The sequence below is a fragment of the Pseudoduganella sp. R-43 genome (genome assembly GCF_049913255.1).
In the GTDB taxonomy this organism is placed as follows: domain Bacteria; phylum Pseudomonadota; class Gammaproteobacteria; order Burkholderiales; family Burkholderiaceae_D; genus Rugamonas.
Genome location: NZ_CP183988.1, coordinates 709,990 through 730,476, shown reverse-complemented (window position 1 = coordinate 730,476; position 20,487 = coordinate 709,990). Strand labels below are relative to the sequence as shown.

Annotated in this window: 17 protein-coding genes and 1 riboswitch; of the genes, 5 read left to right on the top strand and 12 right to left on the bottom strand. The window is 62.4% G+C overall.

The annotated features are described in order from the left end of the window. Window positions 1-42: 42 nt before the first annotated feature. The 3 genes from ACN9M3_RS03460 to hppD all read right to left on the bottom strand — a co-directional run bounded on the left by ACN9M3_RS03460 (window position 43) and on the right by hppD (window position 7,682). Complete coding sequence (locus ACN9M3_RS03460) at window positions 43-2,715, bottom strand: TonB-dependent receptor plug domain-containing protein (RefSeq protein ID WP_426320562.1); 2,673 nt, start codon at window positions 2,713-2,715, stop codon at window positions 43-45. A 115-nt stretch (window positions 2,716-2,830) separates the two neighbouring features. Then, window positions 2,831-6,379 (bottom strand): indolepyruvate ferredoxin oxidoreductase family protein, encoded by a 3,549-nt coding sequence (locus tag ACN9M3_RS03455; RefSeq protein WP_426320560.1) that lies wholly within the window; start codon window positions 6,377-6,379, stop codon window positions 2,831-2,833. Window positions 6,380-6,554: 175 nt separating this feature from the next. Beyond that, the gene (gene hppD, locus ACN9M3_RS03450) at window positions 6,555-7,682 is read right to left on the bottom strand and encodes a 4-hydroxyphenylpyruvate dioxygenase (protein WP_426167580.1); all 1,128 of its coding nucleotides are present in this window, start codon (window positions 7,680-7,682) and stop codon (window positions 6,555-6,557) included. Between the two features lie 127 nt (window positions 7,683-7,809). Between hppD and ACN9M3_RS03445 the strand changes: the two genes are divergently transcribed. From ACN9M3_RS03445 to ACN9M3_RS03430, 4 genes are all read left to right on the top strand, one after another. Beyond that, complete coding sequence (locus tag ACN9M3_RS03445; RefSeq protein ID WP_028103119.1) at window positions 7,810-8,331, top strand: Lrp/AsnC family transcriptional regulator; 522 nt, start codon at window positions 7,810-7,812, stop codon at window positions 8,329-8,331. A 4-nt stretch (window positions 8,332-8,335) separates the two neighbouring features. Continuing rightward, the gene (locus ACN9M3_RS03440) at window positions 8,336-8,743 is read left to right on the top strand and encodes a DUF3800 domain-containing protein (protein ID WP_426320558.1); all 408 of its coding nucleotides are present in this window, start codon (window positions 8,336-8,338) and stop codon (window positions 8,741-8,743) included. Then, window positions 8,733-9,194 carry a DUF3800 domain-containing protein gene (locus ACN9M3_RS03435; protein WP_426320556.1) on the top strand — a complete coding sequence of 154 codons (462 nt, stop codon included), beginning with the start codon at window positions 8,733-8,735 and terminating at the stop codon, window positions 9,192-9,194. The genes ACN9M3_RS03440 and ACN9M3_RS03435 overlap by 11 nt, the downstream gene beginning before the upstream one ends. Window positions 9,195-9,371: 177 nt before the next feature. Beyond that, a complete protein-coding gene (locus ACN9M3_RS03430) occupies window positions 9,372-10,283 on the top strand; it encodes a bile acid:sodium symporter family protein (protein ID WP_426320554.1) in 912 nt (303 codons plus the stop codon). On the opposite strand, the gene ACN9M3_RS03425 is transcribed toward ACN9M3_RS03430, so the two are convergent. The 5 genes from ACN9M3_RS03425 to ACN9M3_RS03405 are packed head-to-tail and all read right to left on the bottom strand — an operon-like array spanning window position 10,225 to window position 15,498. Further along, a complete protein-coding gene (locus ACN9M3_RS03425) occupies window positions 10,225-11,013 on the bottom strand; it encodes a substrate-binding periplasmic protein (protein WP_426320552.1) in 789 nt (262 codons plus the stop codon). The two genes, ACN9M3_RS03430 and ACN9M3_RS03425, sit on opposite strands and share 59 nt — an antisense overlap. A 10-nt stretch (window positions 11,014-11,023) precedes the next feature. Beyond that, the gene (locus ACN9M3_RS03420; protein WP_426167573.1) at window positions 11,024-11,704 is read right to left on the bottom strand and encodes a GNAT family N-acetyltransferase; all 681 of its coding nucleotides are present in this window, start codon (window positions 11,702-11,704) and stop codon (window positions 11,024-11,026) included. After that, complete coding sequence (locus ACN9M3_RS03415) at window positions 11,691-12,815, bottom strand: multifunctional CCA tRNA nucleotidyl transferase/2'3'-cyclic phosphodiesterase/2'nucleotidase/phosphatase (RefSeq protein WP_426323675.1); 1,125 nt, start codon at window positions 12,813-12,815, stop codon at window positions 11,691-11,693. Before ACN9M3_RS03415 ends, ACN9M3_RS03420 begins: the two co-directional genes overlap by 14 nt. A gap of 5 nt (window positions 12,816-12,820) precedes the next feature. Next, window positions 12,821-13,540 carry a glutathione S-transferase family protein gene (locus ACN9M3_RS03410; protein WP_426167571.1) on the bottom strand — a complete coding sequence of 240 codons (720 nt, stop codon included), beginning with the start codon at window positions 13,538-13,540 and terminating at the stop codon, window positions 12,821-12,823. Window positions 13,541-13,557: 17 nt separating this feature from the next. Next, window positions 13,558-15,498, bottom strand: coding sequence for a transglycosylase SLT domain-containing protein (locus ACN9M3_RS03405; RefSeq protein ID WP_426320544.1), 1,941 nt, complete (start codon window positions 15,496-15,498; stop codon window positions 13,558-13,560). A 63-nt stretch (window positions 15,499-15,561) separates the two neighbouring features. Here ACN9M3_RS03405 and ACN9M3_RS03400 point away from each other — a divergent pair, with 63 nt between their 5' ends. Further along, the gene (locus ACN9M3_RS03400) at window positions 15,562-16,146 is read left to right on the top strand and encodes a 5-formyltetrahydrofolate cyclo-ligase (protein ID WP_426320542.1); all 585 of its coding nucleotides are present in this window, start codon (window positions 15,562-15,564) and stop codon (window positions 16,144-16,146) included. A gap of 101 nt (window positions 16,147-16,247) precedes the next feature. Here ACN9M3_RS03400 and metF read toward each other — a convergent pair whose 3' ends face one another. The 4 genes from metF to metK form a co-directional block, all read right to left on the bottom strand. Continuing rightward, window positions 16,248-17,075, bottom strand: coding sequence for a methylenetetrahydrofolate reductase [NAD(P)H] (metF, locus tag ACN9M3_RS03395; protein WP_426323673.1), 828 nt, complete (start codon window positions 17,073-17,075; stop codon window positions 16,248-16,250). Beyond that, window positions 17,068-17,418 (bottom strand): phage holin family protein, encoded by a 351-nt coding sequence (locus ACN9M3_RS03390; RefSeq protein ID WP_426320540.1) that lies wholly within the window; start codon window positions 17,416-17,418, stop codon window positions 17,068-17,070. The genes metF and ACN9M3_RS03390 overlap by 8 nt, the downstream gene beginning before the upstream one ends. A 137-nt stretch (window positions 17,419-17,555) precedes the next feature. Beyond that, the gene (gene ahcY / locus ACN9M3_RS03385) at window positions 17,556-18,971 is read right to left on the bottom strand and encodes an adenosylhomocysteinase (RefSeq protein ID WP_426320538.1); all 1,416 of its coding nucleotides are present in this window, start codon (window positions 18,969-18,971) and stop codon (window positions 17,556-17,558) included. Between the two features lie 29 nt (window positions 18,972-19,000). Continuing rightward, window positions 19,001-19,068: riboswitch (S-adenosyl-L-homocysteine riboswitch) on the bottom strand. 142 nt (window positions 19,069-19,210) lie between these two features. Continuing rightward, entirely contained in the window at window positions 19,211-20,374 is a 1,164-nt protein-coding gene (gene metK, locus ACN9M3_RS03380; protein WP_426167561.1) for a methionine adenosyltransferase, read from the bottom strand. Between the last annotated feature and the right edge of the window lie 113 nt (window positions 20,375-20,487).

Genomic DNA, 20,487 nt, shown 5'->3' with positions numbered 1-20,487 from the left:
AACTATTTGATTGTAAATATTCCAATCAATATTTACAACAGATTAAGAGCCAAAATGGTAGTTCAGCTCAAGCCAAAGCTGGCGCCCCGCCGGGCTGTAATTGCCGACCGGGTAATACGGCCAGCCGCCGCTGTCGTCATGCTTGATCCGGTTGAACAGGTTGTTCACGGCCAGCGACACGGTAATGCGCTTGTCCAGCTTGACCACCGAGCTGGCGTTGACCAGGGTAGTCGGCGTCAGCCAGGCATCGCCGGCGCTGTTGGGCACCTTGCCGTAGCGCTGCAGGAACAGCGTGTTAGACCAGTCGCCGCCGTTCCAGGTCAGGCTGGCATTCAGCTTGTCGCGCCAGTCGTAGTTGCCCAGGTCATCCTTGTCGTTGTTCAGCGGGTCATCGGCGAACTGACGCGACTCCTGCTTCAGGGTCTTCGAATAATTCACCCTGGTGATGAAATTGCCGTAAGCCGCGGTGCGCAGGACGTAGCGGGCCGACAGGTCGATGCCGCTGACTTTAGTCGATGCCGCGTTGATCGGGTTGACCAGGATTTGCCTGATCTCGCCCGGCCTGTTCAGCGCATTGTCGGCATAGCGTACGATGCGGCGGATCGCGTCGGCGCAAGTGGGCGAAGCCAGATCGCCCTTGATGCGGCAATTGGCTTCGTCGCGCAGCAGCTTGTCGGCGCTCAGGTTGGTCACCAGGTCGTCGATACGGATCTTCCAATAGTCCAGCGTGACGTCGAAGTCGGCGCTTGGCGACCACACGGCGCCCAAGCCGGCGGAACGGCCTGTTTCCGAGCGCAGGTCCTTGCTGCCGGTCTGCACATAATCGGCACCCGGCGAGTAGTTCGCAAAGTCGCAGTCCGCCACTGGCTGGCCGGCTTTGGCGCAGCGGTAGTAGTCGGTGGTGGACGAATAGTAGCCGGTGCCGCGCGCTTTGTAGATGTAGTTCATGTCCGGCGCACGGAAGCTGGTGGCGACATTCCCGCGCAGCAGGATCTGCGAAGCCGGGCGCCATTCCAGGCCGCCGTTGTAGGTGAACTTGCCGTCGCCGCGGCCAGCGAAGGAGTAATGGTCGTAGCGGCCCGCCAGGGTGCCGTCCAGCGTCTTCACCAGCGGAATGCTGGCCTCGGCGCCGATGGCGTAGCGCTTGCGGGTGCCTGCAGTCACGTCGGACGGTGCCAGCGTGTTGAAGTAGCCCAGGTTGATGCGCGGATCGGGAGTGTTGGAGAAGCCCTGCTTGCCCAACTCAGCCACCGTGGCCACCTTGACCGGGCCGGCCGGCAGCGTGAAGGCTTCGCCGTTGGCGGTCAGGCTCAGCGTGTTGGTCCACGACTTGTCGTCGCTGACCGATTCGCCGGTGATGGCATTGAATTCACCCGGCGTCAGGCGCGTAGCCAGGCGCGCCGGATCAGCTGCGAAGATCGCAATGCCGCTGGCATTCACACCCAGTTGCGGGCCGAGGAAGAAGCTGTCGATATTGGCCAGCGCGCGCTGGGTGTGATTCTGGCTCTTGTACTGCGAGGCCGTGTAGCCTGCTTCGTAATTCCAGGTGGTGCTCGGAACCTGGCCGCGCAAGCCGAGCGACAGCGAAGCTGCCTGGTCGTCCCAGCGGCGGTTGTAGCGTCCCACGCCGCCCATTTCTTCCGGCGAGATGTAGCGGCTCCACGCCTCGTAGCGGCTGGTGTTCTGGTTCCAGAAATAGCTGTCGGTAGCCGAGCGCGAAGTCCACGACGGGCCGCGCGTGTTATTGCTGCTGCGGTTGTTGCCGTAAAGCGCTTCCGCAAAGAGGATGGTGCTGTCGGACAGTTCGTAGTTGGCACTGCCGAACAGGTTCTGGCTGCTGTTCTTCGTTTGCGTGGTCCAGTAGGTCGGTCCGACTTTCGGGCTGGCGCAGTAGCTGCCTGCCTTGGCCGTGTATTTGACGGTGCTGCCGCCGAACAGGTCGCCGATGTCGGAGCAGGTAGTGCCCGGGTCGACGTACTTGCCGGTGCTGACGTTCTTGCGCGCCAGCACGGAGGTCGGCGCCACGCCGGTTTTGCTGGCCATGAAGTCACGGTCTGCGCTCCACAACGGATCGCGCTCCAGAAGTTCCACGCTGAACAGGGTGTTCAATTTGTCGAAACTGTGGCCGCCGGTGAACTGCAGGCGCTTGTCGCTGCCGCCGCCGCGCGTTGTGGTCCCGGCCTTGAGGTTGAGGTCGTAGCCGTTGGCCTGCTTCTTCAGGATGATGTTGACCACGCCCGCAATCGCATCCGAACCGTAGACGGCCGACGCGCCGCCGCTCAGGATCTCGATGCGCTCCACCACGCTCGACGGAATATTGGCCAGGTTGGTGAAGTTGACAGTGCCTTCGTAAGCAATCGGGAAGTCGGCCATGCGGCGGCCATTGAGCAGCACCAGCGTATGGTTCGGGCCGAGGCCGCGCAAGCTGATGGCGTTGGCCGATGGCGTGAAGGTATTGCCGTAGTCGGCGCCTTGCACGAAGCCGCTGTTCTGCGATTGGTTGGTCAGCGCGTCGAAGACGTTCTTGAAGCCTTGCCTGGTGATGTCGTCGCCGGTGATGACGGTGACGGCCGATGGGCCTTCCAGGCTGGCGCGGGGGATGCGCGAGCCGGTAATGACGACAGCGGCAGGGGAAGCTTCCTGCGCCTGCGCAACGCCGGCCAGCAAAACGAAAGCGCCCGCTGCCAACGGTTTCAATTTGAATTTTGTCTGCATTGAAGTGGTCCTCTTGTGAAGAGCGGCCACCTTAACAATCCGAAGTTCTTAAATGAACGAATGATTTTGCAGATGCTTATGAAAAAAGCCGGGGACTTGCCCCGGCTTCTCAGGATCAGGCTGCGTGGGTTGCGACGGCCGGTTTGTTGAAATCTGCCAGCAGCGATGCTTCCTTCTGCTTGGCCGCCTTCAGGTGGCGCTCCTTGACATGGCCGTAGCCGCGGATGTCTTCGGGGATGCGCGCGATGGCCACTGCGGTTGCCAGGTTATCGGCATTCAACTTGCCCAGCAGGCTTTCCACCGTCTTGCGGTATTCGCCGATCAGTGCGCGTTCCATCTTGCGCTCCGCGGTGTAGCCGAAGACGTCGAGGGCGGAGCCGCGCAGGCCCTTTAACTTGGCCAGGATGCCGAAGGCTTTCAGCATCCACGGACCGAACTCCTGCTTGACCAGGTGGCCTTCCTTGTCCTTCTTCGCAAACAGCGGCGGCGCCAGGTGGAACTTCACCTTGTAGTCGCCTTCGAACATATTGGCGATCTTTTCACGGAAGGCAGGGTCGCTGTGCAGGCGCGCCACTTCGTACTCGTCCTTGTAGGCCATCAGCTTGTAGAAGTAGCGGGCCACGGCTTCGGTCAGCTTCTTCGAGCCCAGCGCGCCTTCCGCAGCCTGTACCTGCGCCACGAAGTCGCTGTATTGCTTGGCGTACGCGGCGTCCTGATAGGCGGTCAGCAGTTCCACGCGCTTGGCGATGATCTCTTCCAGCGTCTGGGTGCGCTTGAATTCGATCACGGTTGCCGGGGTGGCCAGTTTGGTCACGGCGGCAGTGTCGTGCGCGCAGTAGCGGCCCCAGTTGAAGGCTGCCTTGTTGAACGGCACCGATACGCCATTCAATTCGATCGCCTTCATCAGCGCAGCTTCCGACAGCGGGACATGGCCTTTCTGGAAGGAGTAGCCCAGCATGAACATATTGGTGGCGATCGAGTCGCCCATCAGCGCAGTCGCGATCTTGCCGGCGTCGACGAAGTCCACGTTGGCTTCGCCGCAGGCACGCTTGATCTCTGCCTGCGAAGAAGTGCCCGGGAACTGCCAGTCAGGGTTCTTCACGAAAGCTGCGGTGGTAGCGCCGGTCGAGTTGATGGCGGCGTAAGTGCGGCCTTCGCCCATGCGCGACAGAGCGTCTTTCGACGCGGTCACGATCTGGTCGCAGCCGATCACCAGGTTGGCGCTGCCGGTACCGACACGGGTCGAATGCAGGTCGGCCTGCTTGTCGGCCAGGCGCACGTGCGACATCACAGGGCCGCCCTTCTGCGCCAGGCCGGACATGTCCAGCACGATAGCGCCCTTGCCTTCAACGTGTGCCGCCACGGCCAGGATCTGGCCGACGGTCACCACGCCGGTGCCGCCGATGCCGGTGATCAGGATACCGTACGGGTTGGCGGTCGAAGGCAGTACAGGCGATGGCAGGGCCGGTACTTCGCCGCCGCCCGCGGCCGCAGCTTTCTTCGGCTTTTTCAGGCCGCCGCCTTCCACCGTCACGAAGGACGGGCAGAAGCCGTTCACGCAGGAGAAGTCCTTGTTGCAGCTGGACTGGTTGATCTGGCGCTTGCGGCCCAGTTCAGTTTCCAGCGGCTCCACGGACAGGCAGTTGGACTGCACGGAGCAGTCGCCGCAGCCTTCGCAGACGGCTTCGTTGATCACGGCGCGCTTGGCCGGGTCCGGGTATTCGCCTTTCTTGCGGCGGCGGCGCTTCTCGGAGGCGCAGGTCTGGTCGTAGATCATGGCCGACACGCCCGGCTTGTCGCGCAGTTCCTTCTGCACGTCCATCAGCTCGGAGCGGTGGCGCACGGTGACGCCCGGCGCCCAGTTGTAGTCGTCCGGGTATTTCTCGGGATCGTCGGTGACGACGATGATCGGGGTCACGCCTTCGGCCGCGATCTGGCGCGAGATCATGCCAGGGTCCAGCGGGCCGTCGACGTTCTGGCCGCCGGTCATTGCCACGGCGTCGTTGTACAGGATCTTGTAGGTGATGTTCACCTTCGCCGCCACGGCAGCGCGGATCGCCAGGATGCCCGAGTGGAAGTAGGTGCCGTCGCCCAGGTTGGTGAAGACGTGCTTCTCATTGGTGAACGGCGCCTGGCCGACCCAGGTCACGCCTTCCGCGCCCATATGGGTGAAGGTGGACGTTTCGCGGTCCATCCACAGCACCATGTAGTGGCAGCCGATACCCGCCATGGCGCGCGAACCTTCCGGCACCTTGGTCGAGGAATTGTGCGGGCAGCCGGAGCAGAAGTAGGGAATGCGGTCGGTTTCCGGATTGGCCTTGGCCGGCAGGTTCTTCAGCGCGGCTTCCTTGGCTTCCAGGAAGGCGATGCGCTCTTTCACGCGGGCCGCTACCGGGTGGTCCTTGCAATAGTGCTCGATACGGGAAGCGATGGCGCGTGCGATCTGGGCCGGGTTCAGCTCATAGGTCGCAGGCAGCAGCCAGTCGCCGTGGCCGGTCTTGCCCTTGTTGCTCCACTCGCCGGTATCGTCGAACTTGCCGACCACGCGCGGGCGCTCGCCGTCCGGCAGGTTGTACAGCTCTTCCTTGAGCGCGTATTCCAGGATCTGGCGCTTTTCTTCCACCACCAGGATCTCGTCCAGGCCCTTGGCGAATTCGTGCACGCCGTCCGCTTCCAGCGGCCAGGTCATGCCGATCTTGTACAGGCGGATGCCGATGTCGGCAGCGGCCTGCTCGTCGATGCCCAGGTCGGCCAGCGCCTGGCGGGTGTCGAGGTAGGACTTGCCGGCAGTGATGATGCCGATCTTCGGCTTGGGCGCATCCCAGATGATCTTGTTCAGCTTATTGGCGCGGCAGTAGGCCAGCGCGGCGTACCACTTATAGCTGTTCATGCGGACTTCCATGTCCAGCACGGTGTCCGGCCAGCGGATATTCAGGCCGCCCGGCGGCAGCTCGAAGTCTTCCGGCATCTTGATCTGCACGCGGTCCGGGTCGAAGTCGACCACGGCGCCCGACTCGATGATGTCGGTCACGCACTTCATCGATACCCACAGGCCGGTGTAGCGGCTCATGGCCCAGGCGTGCAGGCCGTAGTCGATGTATTCCTGCACCGACGACGGATACAGCACAGGAATGCCGCAGGCGTTCAGGATGTGGTCCGACTGGTGGGCGGTGGAGGACGATTTTGCGGCGTGGTCGTCGCCGGCCAGCACCAGCACGCCGCCGTGCTTGGAAGAGCCGGCGTTGTTGGCGTGCTTGAACACGTCGCCGCAGCGGTCGACGCCCGGGCCCTTGCCGTACCACATGGAGAACACGCCGTCGTACTTGGCGTCTTCGAACAGGTTGGTCTGCTGAGTGCCCCAGACGGCGGTCGCCGCCAGGTCTTCGTTCATGCCGGGGTGGAACTTGACGTGATGCGCGTCGAGGTGCTTCTTGGCCTTCATCGCGGTCTGGTCGACCGAGGTGACCGGCGAACCGCGGTAGCCGGTGATGTAGCCGGCGGTGTTCAGGCCGGCTTTCAGGTCGCGTTCACGTTGCAGCATCGGCAGGCGGATCAGGGCTTGCGTGCCGGTCATGAAGGCGCGGCCGCGCTCCAGGGTCCACTTGTCGTCGAGGGTGATGTCGTGCGCAGGCGATAGCTCGCCGCTCTTGACGGGTGCGTTCATCAGGTGTGTCTCCAAAAACTTCTTCAAGTTGTGAGCGGCGCCCCGTTCTTGTTTGCGGGGCTGCCGGAATTCTTAAACCGGTAAACCGATGTCAGACCCATAGGGTCTGACACCTATACGCGGCGGCCGCTGGCCGGGTGTCTGACCCTGCGGGTCTGACACCGGGGTACCGGTTTCAAGCGGCGGTCTTGTTAGGATCGTCCAGCACGCCACGTCGAATCTGATCCAGCTCAATCGATTCAAACAGCGCGCGGAAGTTGCCTTCGCCAAAGCCTTGGTCGCCCTTGCGCTGGATAATCTCGAAGAAGATCGGTCCAATCACGTTCTGGGTGAAGATCTGCAGCAGCAGTTCGCGTTCGTTTTCGTTCGAATGGCCGTCGATCAGGATGCGCAGGCGGCGCAATTCTTCCACGTTCTCGCCGTGGTTAGGCAGGCGGCGGTTGACCAGCTCATAGTAGGTCTCGATCGTGTCCTGGAACACGATGCCCTGGTCGCGCAGGCCCTGCACCGAGTCGTAAATGCCGTCGGTACCCAGCGCGATGTGCTGGATGCCTTCGCCGTGGTACTCGTTCAGGTACTCGGCAATCTGCGACTTGTCATCCGACGATTCATTGATCGGAATACGGATCTTGCCGCAAGGCGAAGTCATGGCCTTCGACTTCAGGCCGGTCAGCTTGCCTTCGATGTCGAAGTAGCGCACTTCGCGGAAGTTGAACAGGCGCTCGTAGAAGTCAGCCCATTCCTTCATGCGGCCACGGTGCACATTGTGGGTCAGGTGGTCGATATAGGTCAGGCCATTGCCGACCGGGTTGGCTTCGGCACCCGGAATGGCCACGAAGTCCGCGTCGTAGATCGAGATGTCGCCGATGGCGCCGGACGGCTTGCCATCAGCCGAATTCTTGCCGCGCCAGCGGTCCACCAGGTACAGCAGGGAGTCGCCCACGCCCTTGATGGCGGGGATGTTCAGCTCCATCGGGCCGGTTTTGTTGTCAAAACCCCACGCGCCGAGTTCCAGCGCGCGCTTGTACGCGAAGGCTGCATCGTCCACGCGGATCGCGATGGCGCACACGGACGGGCCGTGCTGGCGGGCGAAGCGCTGGGCGAAGGAATCCTGCTCGGCGTTGATGATGAAGTTGATGTCGCCCTGGCGGTACAGGGTCACGTCCTTGTGGCGGTGACGGGCGATCGCGGTGAAGCCCATGTTTTCGAACAGCTTGCCCAGGGCTTTGGGATCGGGTGCCGCGAACTCGACGAACTCGAAGCCGTCGGTGCGCATGGGGTTTTCCCAGGGGGTGAATTTCATGGTGCGTCTCCCTATTAGAATTGCGCACAGTATAGTCCCCTGCATGCGACATTTAATTGCAAACATTTCCCAACATTGGACGGATTGAGCAATAATATTGCGAGAACATCGACTGAATGAGGAATTTATGACCAAGATTGCGCTGGATAAAACGGATCGCAAGATATTGTCCATCTTGCAAACGGACGGCCGGCTGTCCAACCAGGATGTCGCGGAGCAGGTCAACCTCTCCCCTTCCCCCTGCCTGCGTCGCATCAAGCGCCTGGAAGAGGAAGGCGTGATCCGCCAGTACGTGGCGCTGCTGGACCCGGACAAGATCGGCCTTGGCCTGCTCGCCTACGTCAATGTACGCCTGGAGAAGCACAGCGACGCCGCCGCCCACAGCAACGCACGCGCCCTGGGCGTGAACCCGACCGGCACTTCGCCGCGCGCCGACTTCGCTGTGGCGGTCGAACAGTGGCCGGAAGTGGTGGCCTGCTACGCCATGACCGGCGAGATGGATTACCTGCTGCGCGTGCACGTGGAAGACATGGACCACTTCTCGCGCTTCATGATGGCGACGCTGCTGCGCCACCCGGCAGTGCTGGATGTGAAATCGTCCTTCGCCCTGCAGCGCATCAAGGACACCACGGCACTGCCGCTGGTCTAAAGCCATGACAAAAGCTGAGCCTGCAGCCTCGCCCCAGTTCCCGCTTTTCGAAGTGGAATCCGGTACAACTGACGCTGCAAGCAAAGTCAGGTTTAGTGACTATATCGTCTATGTCGATGAAAGCGGCGATCATGGCATGGCGAGCGTAGATCCCAATTACCCTGTTTTCGTACTGTCATTTTGTGTCTTTCACAAACGGTACTATAGCGAGACGGTTGTCCCTGCTCTAGAGAAGTTTAAGTTCAATTACTTCGGTCACGACCTGGTCGTATTGCAGGAGCATGAAATACGAAAGGAAACCGGTGTCTTCAACTTCTTTCGCAGTAGGGAACACCAGCAGCAATTTATTGCGGATCTGACTGGGATTATCGACACTAGCAATTTCATTACTCATAAGCTGTGTGATCGATAAACTGCGTTTGCAGACAACCGATAGCTTGCCACCAAATCCGTACCATCTCGCCTTAGGCTTCTGTATTGAGACGTTGTATCAGCTGCTCTTGGAAAAAAAACAGGACGGCGCAACGACGCATATTTTGGTCGAGTGTCGAGGCAAGAAAGAGGACAACGATTTGGAATTGGAGTTTCGACGAATTTGCGCAGGTGCGAATCGACTCGCAACTGCGTTACCGTTCGAGATCCTGTTCGCCGATAAGAAAGTCAATTCTGCCGGATTACAACTAGCCGACCTCGTAGCCCGACCAATAGGTCTGAGTGTCGTACGGCCTGGACAGGAAAATCGCGCTTTTGAAGTCTTGAAGAAAAAGTTCTTCTGTAGCGGTGGTAGAACAAACGCTGGGTCAGGATATGAAGATTGGGGACTCAAGATTTTCCCGCCCCCAGAAAGCGAAAAGCCCCGGTGAACCCACCGAGGCATAGACGCCGACCGGGAACCCCCAGTCCATTTAACTGCATTCTAGCATGTATTAGTCGATCTATTGCAAGTGCTACGACGGGCTGGCTGAGGTGCGGCGCGGTGCGCGACGCATGATATAAATAGGTCGCCCTGCAAAAACCCAATCTGGAACAGGAGACACGCCATGCAAGGAGACATCGTCTCGACCGTACTGCTGCCCGCCGCACTCGCCTTCATCATGTTCTCCCTTGGCCTGGGCCTGACGCCGGCCGATTTCAGGCGCATCGTCACGCAGCCACGCGCGCTGCTGGTGGGCGTGCTGTGTCATTTCGTGCTGCTGCCGCTGGCCTGCTTCGGCATGCTGCAGTTGGCCGGTATCGGCGGCGCCTTCGCGATCGGCTTCATGATCCTGGCTGCCTGCCCGACCGGGACCACGTCCAACCTGCTGACTTACATCGCGCGCGGCGACGTGGCGCTGGCGCTCAGCTTCACCGCCGTGGCCAGCGTGCTGACCATTTTCACGCTGCCGCTCATTGTGTCCTTCGCGTTGGAATACTTCGCAGGCAGCGGGCAGCGGGTGGAGGCCCCGGTTGGCGCCATGATGAAGCAGATGGTTGTGATGCTCGGCCTCCCGGTTGCCATCGGCATGCTCCTGCGCCACCTGAAGCCGGCCATGGGCCAGCGCATCGAGGGCGCCTGTACCAGGATTGCGTCGGTGCTGTTCATCCTGATCGTGGCCGCTGCCGTGGCAAAGAACTGGGCAATGTTGCGCGATAATTTCCATACCCTGGCGCCGTTTGCGGTCGCGCTCAACGTCACCATGCTGGCCTGCGGCTTCGGTGCGGCATGGCTGGCTCGCCTGTCGCGCCAGCAATCCGTGACGCTCGGTATCGAAACCGCGATCCAGAACGGCACGCTGGCGATGGTGATCGGCAGCAGCGTCCTGAAGCAGGATGCTTATGCCATACCGGGCGCCTTGTACGGTGTGCTGATGTACGCCAGCGGCCTGCTGTTCGCTTACGGCATGCGTGCCGCCGTCAATCGTGTTCGTGCTGGCGGACCAGCGACTGTTCCAGGCGCTGGTAGTCAGCCGTAGAACGCACTTTCGCGATGGCGTTCCAGAGCGACTCAAAGCGCTTGGGGTCCTTGTCATAGGCTTTGCGGCCCACCATCAGGTGGAAATCGAAATTAGCGAAAGGCTGTTTTGCCAGCACCACGCGGCCATGGTAGCGCGGGTCTTCTTTCAGCAGGTTTTCCGCATCGCGCCCCATCAGCACGGCGACGTCGGCACTGCCGGCAGCCAGCAGCCGCAAGCCCTCCTCCGCGGTCTTGGGCGTGTCAATCACGGTCTGGCCGCTCGCCTGCAGCATGTCCACGATGTAGTAGCCGCGCTGCGCCACCACCAGTTTGCGCGGATTTACCAGGGTCTTGCCATCCCAGCTTGCGCCGCTGTCGACGCGCAGGTACACATCGACGTGGTCACGATACATGGCGCGCTCGGGGTCCTGCGAGCCGTCGGTCTTGGTCGGCGGCCGGCTGTAGGCGCGCCGGCGCGGGTTGTCGGAAGGGCCGACCATGGCGTCGATCACGCCGGTACGAGTCTCTTCTTCACAGCGTTTCCACGGGCGGGGAACGAAGTTGACATGGTCGCCGGTGATCCTGGCTGCGCGTTTCAGCAACTCGATATTCAGGCCCGTGCCATCCGGCATGGTCCACGGCGCCTGCGGGATATCTTCGTAGCAGAAGGTCAGCGGCGCGCCCGCCGCCTGCGCCAGCGGTGCGGCCATGGTTACGGCTAAAGCAATGCTGCGCAGGGCGAACGGCATGAAGCCTCCTCTACTTTTCGTCCGATTTTACTCCAGGGATCTTGTCGAGCAGTTTGCTGGCCGCACGGACGTTGGCTTTCAGGGCGTAGTCGAGCGACGCGAGCTGTTCTTCCATCGCTTCCTGCAGCACGCTGGCCGGGTCGGCCGGACCGAGCTTGAGATAGGCATCCGCTTCGCCATAGTCGCGGTGGATTTCCATGCCGGCCTTCTTGGCGATGTGGATCATCGTGGCGTTGGAGGACAGGCAGTGCATGTACAGGGTGTCGACGTCGTTGTTGCGGCAGGCCATGTTGGCGCGCTCGAACAGCTTGGAGCCGATGCCAAGGCCGCGCGCTGACTTGGAGACCGATACGCCGAATTCCGCCACCTGGTCCTTCTCGGTGGCCTTGTGCTTGTCTTCGTCGCGATCGTTGAAGGCCAGGTGACCGACCGCCACCAGCTTGAAGACGCGGTTGTAGACGCCGAACACCAGGTCGCGATCGAAGTCGATGCTGTTGACGTAGCGCGTGACCTGCTCGTCGTTGATGGGGGAGCCGAAGCGCAGCAGGCGGTCGCGATGCTCCAGCGCGAGGAAGTGCTTGAGCATGCGGCGCCGGTCGCGCTCGCGCAGTTCCTTGACCGGCACGGTCGGCCGGTCCGTGCCGCCGAACAGGCCGCGCAAGGGATTGCGGAAGAAGTTAAGGCTGGTCATCGTTGCGCCCCTCCGCGCCGATCGCTGCATGTACCGCTTGCACGCGCGCCGCGCGCACCAGCTCGGGAATCTGTTGCGGTGCCGCCGCCGAGCGCTGCGCGATCTCGCCGGCGTTGACTGCGCGCGCTGCATCGAGCGCCCTGGCCACCAGCCCGCGCTGCGGCGACGGCGAAGTCCCGCCCGCATTCGCGCATTCGGCTGCAAGCACCATCTGCATGAAGCGCGCCGGCTTGCGGAAGCCGTCGCAGCGTTCGAACAGGCTGACCAGTGCTGCGGCGTCCAGCGCCTGCGCCTGGCCCACGCTCGCGCGGTCGCGCGCGGTCATCACCGCCAGGTCGCGGCATTCGGTCGGCACTTTCAGGCGCTTGCTGGCCTGCTCGACCTGCGCCACCTCGAGCGCAAGCGTCAGCGCAGCAAAACGCACCGGCAGCTCATGGCCTTGCGCGGCGGCGCGATCGATCACAGGCGCCACAGCGTGGCCGTCGTCGACTTCCGGAAGGATGTGCGACAGGGCTCCGCACTCGCGCAGCACCTGCAGCATGCGCGAAGGCTTCTGCTCCATCAGGCCGCGCGCGATCTCCTGCCACACGCGCTCGGGCACCAGTGCATCGACCTCGCCCTCTTCGACCATGCGTTTCATCAGCGCGTTGGTTTCGGGCGCCACGCGGAAGTCGGGATAGCGCGCGGCAAAGCGCGCCACGCGCAGGATGCGCACGGGGTCCTCGGCGAAGGCGTCCGACACGTGGCGGAAAATGCGGTCCCTGATGTCCCGCTGGCCGTGGTAGGGATCGACCAGCACGCCATCGTCGCCGCGTGCAATGGCGTTGATGGTCAGGTCGCGGCGCACCAGGTCTTCTTCCAGCGTCACGTCGCTGGAAGTGTGGAAAACGAAGCCCTTGTAGCCGGGCGCCGTTTTGCGCTCGGTGCGCGCCAGCGCATATTCCTCCTGCGTTTCGGGGTGCAGGAATACCGGGAAATCCTTGCCTACGGGACGGAAGCCGGCCTTCACCATGTCTTCCGGGGTAGCGCCAACCACCACGTGGTCATGGTCCTTGACAGGCAAGCCAAGCAATTCATCGCGCACCGCGCCGCCGACCACGTAACTCTTCATCGCCATCAATCGTCCGGCATCTCCGCGTCATGCAATGGCGCGGTTTCGGTTTCAGCCAGGGCGCCGGCGATCCAGGCGTCGACGGCAGGATGGTTGCGCATGCGCTCGCAGTAGGCGGCCAGCGCCGGCGGCAGCGCCACGCCATAGGTCTTGAAGCGGCACACGACCGGCGCGAAGAAGGCGTCGGCAATCGAGAACTCGCCGAACAGGAATTCGTTGTGGCCGAAGCGGCTCAGGCATTCTTCCCACATCTCGCTGATGCGGCCAATGTCGGCCTGGGTGGCCGGGGTGCGTCCCTTGCCCGGGTAGCTGCCCTTGATGTTCATCGACATCGTGGTGCGCAGGCTGCCGAAGGAGCTGTGCATCTCGGCGCAGACCGAGCGCGCCAGGGCACGGGCGGCCACGTCGCGCGGCCACATGGGCTTGTCGGGGAATTGCTCGGCCAGGTATTCGCAGATCGCCAGGCTGTCCCAGATCGCCATGTCGCCGGCCAGCAGCACCGGCACGCGGCCACTGGCGCTGTACCTGGCGATATTGTTGGATGTGTCGGGCTGGTCGAGCAGCACGCGCACTTCGGTGAACGGGATATTGAAGGCTTTCATCGCAACCCACGGGCGCATCGACCAGGAGGAATAGTTCTTGTTGCCGATGACCAGGGTCAGGCCGGGTTCGCGCGCCGCGGCCAGGGTTTCGGCAAGTTTCGGGTCGAGTTCTGTGGTCTGCATGGTTCCTCTGCTCTGGTTTAACGGCCGCCGTAGGCGGCTTCCTGTTGTTCCTGCTCGGTGTAACCCTTTGGCGTGACGGTGCCACCCAGGCGCGCTTTCAGCGATTGCGGGCGGCCGTCGAACAGCGCCGCATAGTACGTGGCGTTGACCATCACATTTTTCACGTAGCCGCGCGTTTCCGAGAACGGGATCGATTCAATGAAAATGGTGCTGTCCATCGGCTTGGCCAGCTGCGTGCGCCAGGAGCGCAGACGTCCCGGCCCGGCGTTATAGGCGGCGGTAGCCAGCACCTGCGAGCCATCCATGCTGCCAAGGACCATGTTCAGGTAGTTCGCGCCCAGCAGGATATTGGTCTTCACGTCGGTCAGCATGCCCTGCACGAAATCGGTCAGCCCGATCTTGCGCGCCACCCAGCGGCCGGTCGACGGCATCACCTGCATCAGGCCCGAGGCGCCGACCGAGGATTGCGCATCCATCACGAAGCGCGATTCCTGGCGGATCAGGCCATATACCCAGGCGCGGTCCAAGCCCAGGGTGCTGGTGGTCGGCTGCATGATGTCGTCATGCGGAACCGGATAGCGGTGCGTGTAGTCGGCCTGCACGCGGGTCTTTTCGGAGGTGTACACCATGCGGTCCAGCACATGCTTTTCGCGCGCGAATTCGGCAGCGGCGATCAGCTCGCGCTCGTTCAGGCGGCGCGTCTCCCAGTTCCACTCGCGCGTGCCTTCGAAGCGCAGGCGCATTTCGAAGAACTTGAGCGCGCGCTGCAGGCCCGGGTTGGCGGCGATGGCGGCCATTTCGGCCGGCGTCGGGGCCGCGCCCGGCGGCGGGATGGTGACCAGCTGGCCCAGCTCTTCCCCGGCCAGGATGCCGTAGTAGCTGGACTGGTCGGCGATGCTGCGGTAGGCCGCCAGCACTTCCGGCGTGTTGCTGCCTGCTTCGGCGGCAAGGGCGCGCGCGTTCCAGTAGATCCAGGTCGGGTCCTTGCGCAGTTGCGGCGGCATGGCGGCGATGGTGGCCTTCACCGTTTTCCAGTCGCGCTCACGCAGGGCGATGCGGGTCTTCCATTGCATCTGGTCCAGCGACAGCGGGGCGCCGGCCGACTTGGCCCAGTAGCCAGCCGTGTCGGGCGAGAACGAGTAGGACGATACCAGCGCCAGGTTGGCCCAGCCGATCGCGCGCTCCTGCGGTGTCAGGTGCGGCGAGTTCTTTTCCAGCGCCATGCGCGCCAGGTTCATGCTGGTGCGGGCGCCGCGGCCCACTGCGACCAGGAAGGTTTCGTGGTCGGCACGTGTGCTGCCGGCGCCTTTGGCCAACGCCAGCGTCGGCAGGTCGACTGCCTGGCCCATCTTCTTGTCGGAGCCGTTCAGCAGGATCACGGTGCGCTTGGCAGGGCCCGTGGCATTGGTTTCGCCGGCCAGGCGCACCTGCACCCACAAGTCATCCTCGGTGAATTGTCCGGTCTGCGCCAGCGCTGCGATCAGCGCACCGCATCCTTCGCCGTAGTAAGGCGGATAGACCAGCAGCGCGCGCGCATCGGCGGCGACGTTCTGGCCTTTGGAAAGGCGCGACAGCAGGTTGTAGCATTTGACCTGGGTGTCGTCCTGCAGCACGAACTGCGGGAACTGTTCGTCAAAAGTGGCCCACTCGCGCTTGCGGCCCAGTTCCAGCAGCCAGTCGTTGCGCATGCGGTCTGCGATCGCGCTGCCCTGGTATTTGCTCAGGAAGGCGCGCACTTCCGGATCGGTCGCTTCCTTGAAGCGGGCCTTCAGGCGGTAATAATCGACGTAGGAAGGAATCGAATAATCGGCAAGACGTGCGGCGTAAAACTCCGCCTTGGCGGCGTCGTCGCGCCGTACCGAATCACGCAGCAGGAGGAAGGCATCGTCTTCCTTGCGGCTGTCGCTTGCGTTATCCTGCGCCAAGGCCAGTGGCGAGGCGGCGCATGCTGCGACCATCAGTGCGCCGGCTATCCATTTCGAGGTGGAAATCAATGTACGACTCTCAAGGTAATTCACGATATGACCAGCCCAACTAGGATACCACGCAACCCCGACGGCCAGCCAGCATCCGGCAAGGCGGACCTGCGCAAGAAAATGCTGGCGGCACGCCGTGCGCTGGCGCCGGAAATGCGTGCGCAATGGGACCAGGAAATTGGTGCGAAGGTGGTCCAGTGGTGGCGTGAATCCGGTGTGGGATCGGTGGGCGTGTACTGGCCCTTGCGCGACGAGCCAAACTTGCATGCCTGTTATGCGGAGCTGGCGCAACTGGGCGTGAAACTGCTGCTGCCGGTGGTGCTGGAAAAGCATGCCCCGCTGGCATTCGCCGAGTGGACCATTGGCGAACCGATGGTGAAGGACCCGATGGGAGTGGCCGTGCCGGCCAAGCTGCGCCTGGTGGAAGAGTATCCGCCGGCTTTATTGGTGCCTTGCCTGGGCTATAACGCGCAAGGCTACCGCCTGGGGTATGGCGGCGGTTTCTACGACCGCACGCTGGCGCGCGAACCGCGCCCGGCTACTGTGGGGGTGGCCTATCGTTGCCTCGCCGCCGAATTCGGCAGCGACGGACACGATGTGGCGCTGGACCGCATCATTACCGAAGACTAGAACCGGAAGACCTGTGCCTGACCCACAGGGTCAGGCACCCGGCCTGCGACGGCTGCGGGCCAAGTGTCGGACCCTGTGGGTCTGACACTGGTTTACCGGTTTCAGACCAGCCGGTTCCATAGTGCCGTCGTGGCGACGGCCTGGTTCATCGAATAGAAATGCAGGCCCGGCGCACCGCCAGCCAGCAGTCTTTCGCACAGCGCGCTGACCACGTCCAGGCCAAACGCCTTGATCGAAGCCGAATCGTCGCCGAACGATGCCAGCTTCAAGCGCACCCAGCGCGGAATCTCCGCACCGCACATATCCGAGAAGCGCATCAGCTGCGTGTAATTCGTGATCGGCATGATGCCGGCCACGATAGGCACGTTCACGCCCGCCTTCTGCGCCGCGTCGACGAAATGGAAGTATGCATCGGCGTTATAGAAGTACTGGGTGATCGCGGCATTGGCACCGGCATTCACCTTGCGCACGAAAGCCTGCATATCGTCCTGCGGCGAGCGTGCCTGCGGGTGAACTTCCGGATAGGCCGCCACTTCGATATGGAACCAGTCGCCCGTTTCGGCGCGCACGAATTCCACCAGCTCATTGGCGTAGCGGAACTCGCCCGCCATGCCGTAGCCGGAAGGCAAGTCGCCGCGCAGCGCCACCAGGCGCTTGATGCCGTGCGCTTTGTACTGCTGCAGGATGGCGCGGATCGATTCGCGCGTGCCGCCGATGCAGGACAGGTGCGGTGCTGCTTCTTCGCCGGCCGACATGATCTCGAGCACGGTGTCCAGGGTGCCTTGCTGGGTCGAACCGCCGGCGCCGAAGGTCACGGAAAAATATTTGGGATGCAGCTCGGACAGTTTGGCGCGCACGAGGCGCAGCTTCTCCGTCCCTTCCGCCGTTTTCGGCGGGAAGAATTCGATACTGAAATTATGGTTAGCCATCATTGTCTTTCAACAGGAGGGTAGACAAGGCCCAGGAAATCACGCTGTACAGGAGCGCTGCGAGGATGGCATAGCCAAAGCTGTCGACGTGGAAGCCGTCCACCACTTTCGCCACCAGCCAGAACATGAAGCCGTTGATGACGAAGATGAACAGGCCGAGCGACAGCACCGTGACGGGCAATGTCAGCAACAGCAGCAGCGGGCGCACCAGGGTGTTGACCAGGCCAAGCAGGAGGGCAGCAACCAAAGCGGCGCCAATGCTTGTGACACTGACGGAATGCATGAGGTAAGGCACCGCGAACAGCGCGGCGGCATTGATTATCCAGGTGAGGACCAAACGCATGATTTCATCTCGCTTCTTTAGAACCGGTAAACCGGTGTCCGCCCCGCAGGGTCAGACACCTGATACGCGGCAGTCGCCTGATTTGCAGTAGAGGACGGGAGCTGGACCTAGGGTCAGTTCCCGCCGCTTTACCGGTTTTAGTAGCGGTAGTGCTCAGGCTTGTAAGGGCCTTCGACCTTGACGTTGATATACGCTGCCTGCTCTTCGGTCAGGGTGGTCAGCTGCGCGTTCAGCTTCTTCAGCTGCAGGCGCGCGACCTTCTCGTCCAGGTGCTTCGGCAGGGTGTACACGCCGACCGGGTAAGCCTTGGTGTTGGCGAACAGCTCGATCTGGGCGATGGTCTGGTTGGCGAACGAGGACGACATCACGTACGAAGGGTGGCCGGTGCCGCAGCCCAGGTTCACCAGGCGGCCTTCCGCCAGCAGGATGATGCGCTTACCGTCAGGGAAGATCACGTGGTCCACCTGCGGCTTGATGTTCTCCCACTGGTATTTCTTCAGGGAGGCGACATCGATCTCGTTGTCGAAGTGGCCGATGTTGCAGACGATGGCCTGGTCCTTCATCTTCAGCATGTGCTGCTCGGTCAGGATGTGGTAGTTGCCGGTGCAGGTCACGAAGATGTCGCCGTGTTCGGCGGCGTAATCCATGGTCACCACGCGGTAGCCTTCCATCGCGGCCTGCAGGGCGCAGATCGGGTCGATCTCGGTCACCCACACTTGCGCCGACAGCGCGCGCATGGCTTGCGCGGAACCCTTGCCCACGTCGCCGTAGCCGGCGATGACGGCGATCTTGCCGGCCACCATCACGTCGGTGGCGCGCTTGATGCCGTCCACCAGGGATTCGCGGCAGCCGTACAGGTTGTCGAACTTGGACTTGGTGACGGAGTCGTTCACGTTGATGGCCGGGAAGGCCAGCTTGCCTTCCTTGTGCATCTGGTACAGGCGGTGCACGCCGGTGGTGGTTTCTTCGGTCACGCCGAGGATGTGCGGCAGGCGCTTGGAGTACCAGGTCGCGTCCTTGGCCAGGTGGGCCCTGATGGAGTTGAACAGGCAGATTTCTTCTTCCGAGCCTGGGTTGTTCAGTACGGAGATGTCTTTTTCAGCGCGCGCGCCCAGGTGCAGCAGCAGGGTTGCGTCGCCGCCGTCGTCCAGGATCATGTTGGAGTACACGCCTTCACCTGGCCATTCGAAGATGCGGTGGGTGTAGTCCCAGTAGTCGGCCAGGGTTTCACCTTTGACTGCGAAGACCGGGGTGCCTGCCGATGCGATGGCGGCGGCGGCGTGGTCCTGGGTCGAGTAGATGTTGCAGGAGGCCCAGCGTACTTGCGCGCCCAGTGCTTCAAGGGTGCGGATCAGCACTGCGGTCTGGATGGTCATGTGCAGCGAGCCGGTGATGCGCGCGCCTTTCAGCGGCTGCGCAGCGGCGAATTCCTCGCGGATTGCCATCAGGCCTGGCATTTCCGTTTCGGCGATCTTGATCTCTTTTTCGCCCCAAGCGGCCAGGCCGATGTCAGCGATGATGTAGTCTTGGGAGTCTTTGAGTACGGCGTTCATCACGCCCTCCTTTCAGTGTGTTGAAAAAAGTAACGTGAGCGCGGTGTTGATGTTCCGAGCCTGGCCAGGCTTGCTGGTCGCAGCGCTCCTCGGAGGGGGTAGATTGTAACACTGTGCGAGCCCGAACCGGTAAACCGGTGTCTGACCCAAGGGGTCAGACACCTGATACGCGGCGGTCGCTGGCCGGGGTGTCTGACCCTGCGGGTCAGACGGGACGGCCATCCGGCCGGTTTGCCGGTTTAGAGGCCCGCAGCGGCGCGCAGGATCGCGGCCTTGTCGGTGCGCTCCCAGCTGAACTCCGGCTCTTCGCGGCCGAAGTGTCCGTAAGCGGCGGTCTTGGTGTAGATCGGGCGCAGCAGGTCCAGCATCTGCACGATGCCTTTCGGGCGCAGGTCGAAGTGTTCCTGCACCAGTTGTGCGATCTTCTCGTCGGAGATCACGCCGGTGCCTTCGGTGTACACGGTGATGTTGATCGGGCGTGCCACGCCGATCGCGTACGACACCTGCACCTGGCACTGGCGCGCCAGGCCCGCGGCCACCACGTTCTTGGCTACGTAACGCGCAGCGTAGGCTGCGGAACGGTCGACTTTCGATGGGTCCTTGCCGGAGAACGCGCCGCCGCCGTGCGGGGCTGCGCCGCCGTAGGTGTCGACGATGATCTTGCGGCCGGTCAGGCCGCAGTCGCCCTGCGGGCCGCCGATGACGAAACGGCCGGTCGGGTTGACCAGGAACTTGGTGTCCTTGATCCATTCGGTCGGCAGCACCGGGCGGATGATCTCTTCGATCACCGCTTCTTCGATCTGCTTGTGGCTCAGTTCAGGCGCGTGCTGGGTCGACAGCACGACGGTATCCACGGAGACCGGGCGGCCGTCGACGTAGCGCAGGGTGACCTGCGATTTCGCATCAGGACGCAGCCATGGCAGGCGGCCGTCCTTGCGCAGCTGCGATTGGCGCTCGACCAGGCGGTGCGAGTAGTAGATCGGCGCTGGCATCAGTTCCGGGGTTTCATCGCAGGCGTAGCCGAACATCAGGCCCTGGTCGCCGGCGCCCTGGTCCAGGTCGATGCCTGCACCTTCATCGACGCCCTGGGCGATGTCGGGCGATTGCTTGTCGTAAGCAACCAGCACGGCGCAGCCCTTGTAGTCGATACCGTATTCGGTGTTGTCGTAGCCGATGCGCTTGATGGTATCGCGGGCTACTTGAATATAATCCACGTTGGCGTGGGTGGTGATTTCACCTGCCAGCACCACCAGGCCGGTATTGCACAGGGTTTCCGCGGCAACGCGGGCACGTGGGTCCTGGGTCAGGATGGCATCCAGAATCGCGTCGGAAATCTGGTCGGCTACCTTGTCCGGGTGGCCTTCAGAGACGGATTCAGAGGTAAACAGGAAATCGTTGGACATCGCAAGCTCCTAGCTTTGGTTCTAAATAACATTGTCGCAAAACCAATAAAGCTTGCGACGCTTTAGCGAAGTTTGTATCCCGCCTCGCAAGTTGTCTGTTAACTCAGCGGCTA

Excerpts from the sequence above, each read along its gene's own strand:
- ACN9M3_RS03415 (WP_426323675.1), bottom strand. The coding sequence starts at position 12,815 with ATGAAGAGTTACGTGGTCGGCGGCGCGGTGCGCGATGAATTGCTTGGC.
- ahcY (WP_426320538.1), bottom strand. The coding sequence starts at position 18,971 with ATGAACGCCGTACTCAAAGACTCCCAAGACTACATCATCGCTGACATC.
- ACN9M3_RS03390 (WP_426320540.1), bottom strand. The coding sequence starts at position 17,418 with ATGCGTTTGGTCCTCACCTGGATAATCAATGCCGCCGCGCTGTTCGCG.
- metF (WP_426323673.1), bottom strand. The coding sequence starts at position 17,075 with ATGGCTAACCATAATTTCAGTATCGAATTCTTCCCGCCGAAAACGGCG.
- ACN9M3_RS03420 (WP_426167573.1), bottom strand. The coding sequence starts at position 11,704 with ATGACCAGCCTTAACTTCTTCCGCAATCCCTTGCGCGGCCTGTTCGGC.
- ACN9M3_RS03460 (WP_426320562.1), bottom strand. The coding sequence starts at position 2,715 with ATGCAGACAAAATTCAAATTGAAACCGTTGGCAGCGGGCGCTTTCGTT.
- hppD (WP_426167580.1), bottom strand. The coding sequence starts at position 7,682 with ATGAAATTCACCCCCTGGGAAAACCCCATGCGCACCGACGGCTTCGAG.
- ACN9M3_RS03440 (WP_426320558.1), top strand. The coding sequence starts at position 8,336 with ATGACAAAAGCTGAGCCTGCAGCCTCGCCCCAGTTCCCGCTTTTCGAA.
- ACN9M3_RS03410 (WP_426167571.1), bottom strand. The coding sequence starts at position 13,540 with ATGCAGACCACAGAACTCGACCCGAAACTTGCCGAAACCCTGGCCGCG.
- ACN9M3_RS03400 (WP_426320542.1), top strand. The coding sequence starts at position 15,562 with ATGACCAGCCCAACTAGGATACCACGCAACCCCGACGGCCAGCCAGCA.
- ACN9M3_RS03455 (WP_426320560.1), bottom strand. The coding sequence starts at position 6,379 with ATGAACGCACCCGTCAAGAGCGGCGAGCTATCGCCTGCGCACGACATC.
- metK (WP_426167561.1), bottom strand. The coding sequence starts at position 20,374 with ATGTCCAACGATTTCCTGTTTACCTCTGAATCCGTCTCTGAAGGCCAC.
- ACN9M3_RS03405 (WP_426320544.1), bottom strand. The coding sequence starts at position 15,498 with ATGGTCGCAGCATGCGCCGCCTCGCCACTGGCCTTGGCGCAGGATAAC.
- ACN9M3_RS03425 (WP_426320552.1), bottom strand. The coding sequence starts at position 11,013 with ATGCCGTTCGCCCTGCGCAGCATTGCTTTAGCCGTAACCATGGCCGCA.
- ACN9M3_RS03430 (WP_426320554.1), top strand. The coding sequence starts at position 9,372 with ATGCAAGGAGACATCGTCTCGACCGTACTGCTGCCCGCCGCACTCGCC.
- ACN9M3_RS03445 (WP_028103119.1), top strand. The coding sequence starts at position 7,810 with ATGACCAAGATTGCGCTGGATAAAACGGATCGCAAGATATTGTCCATC.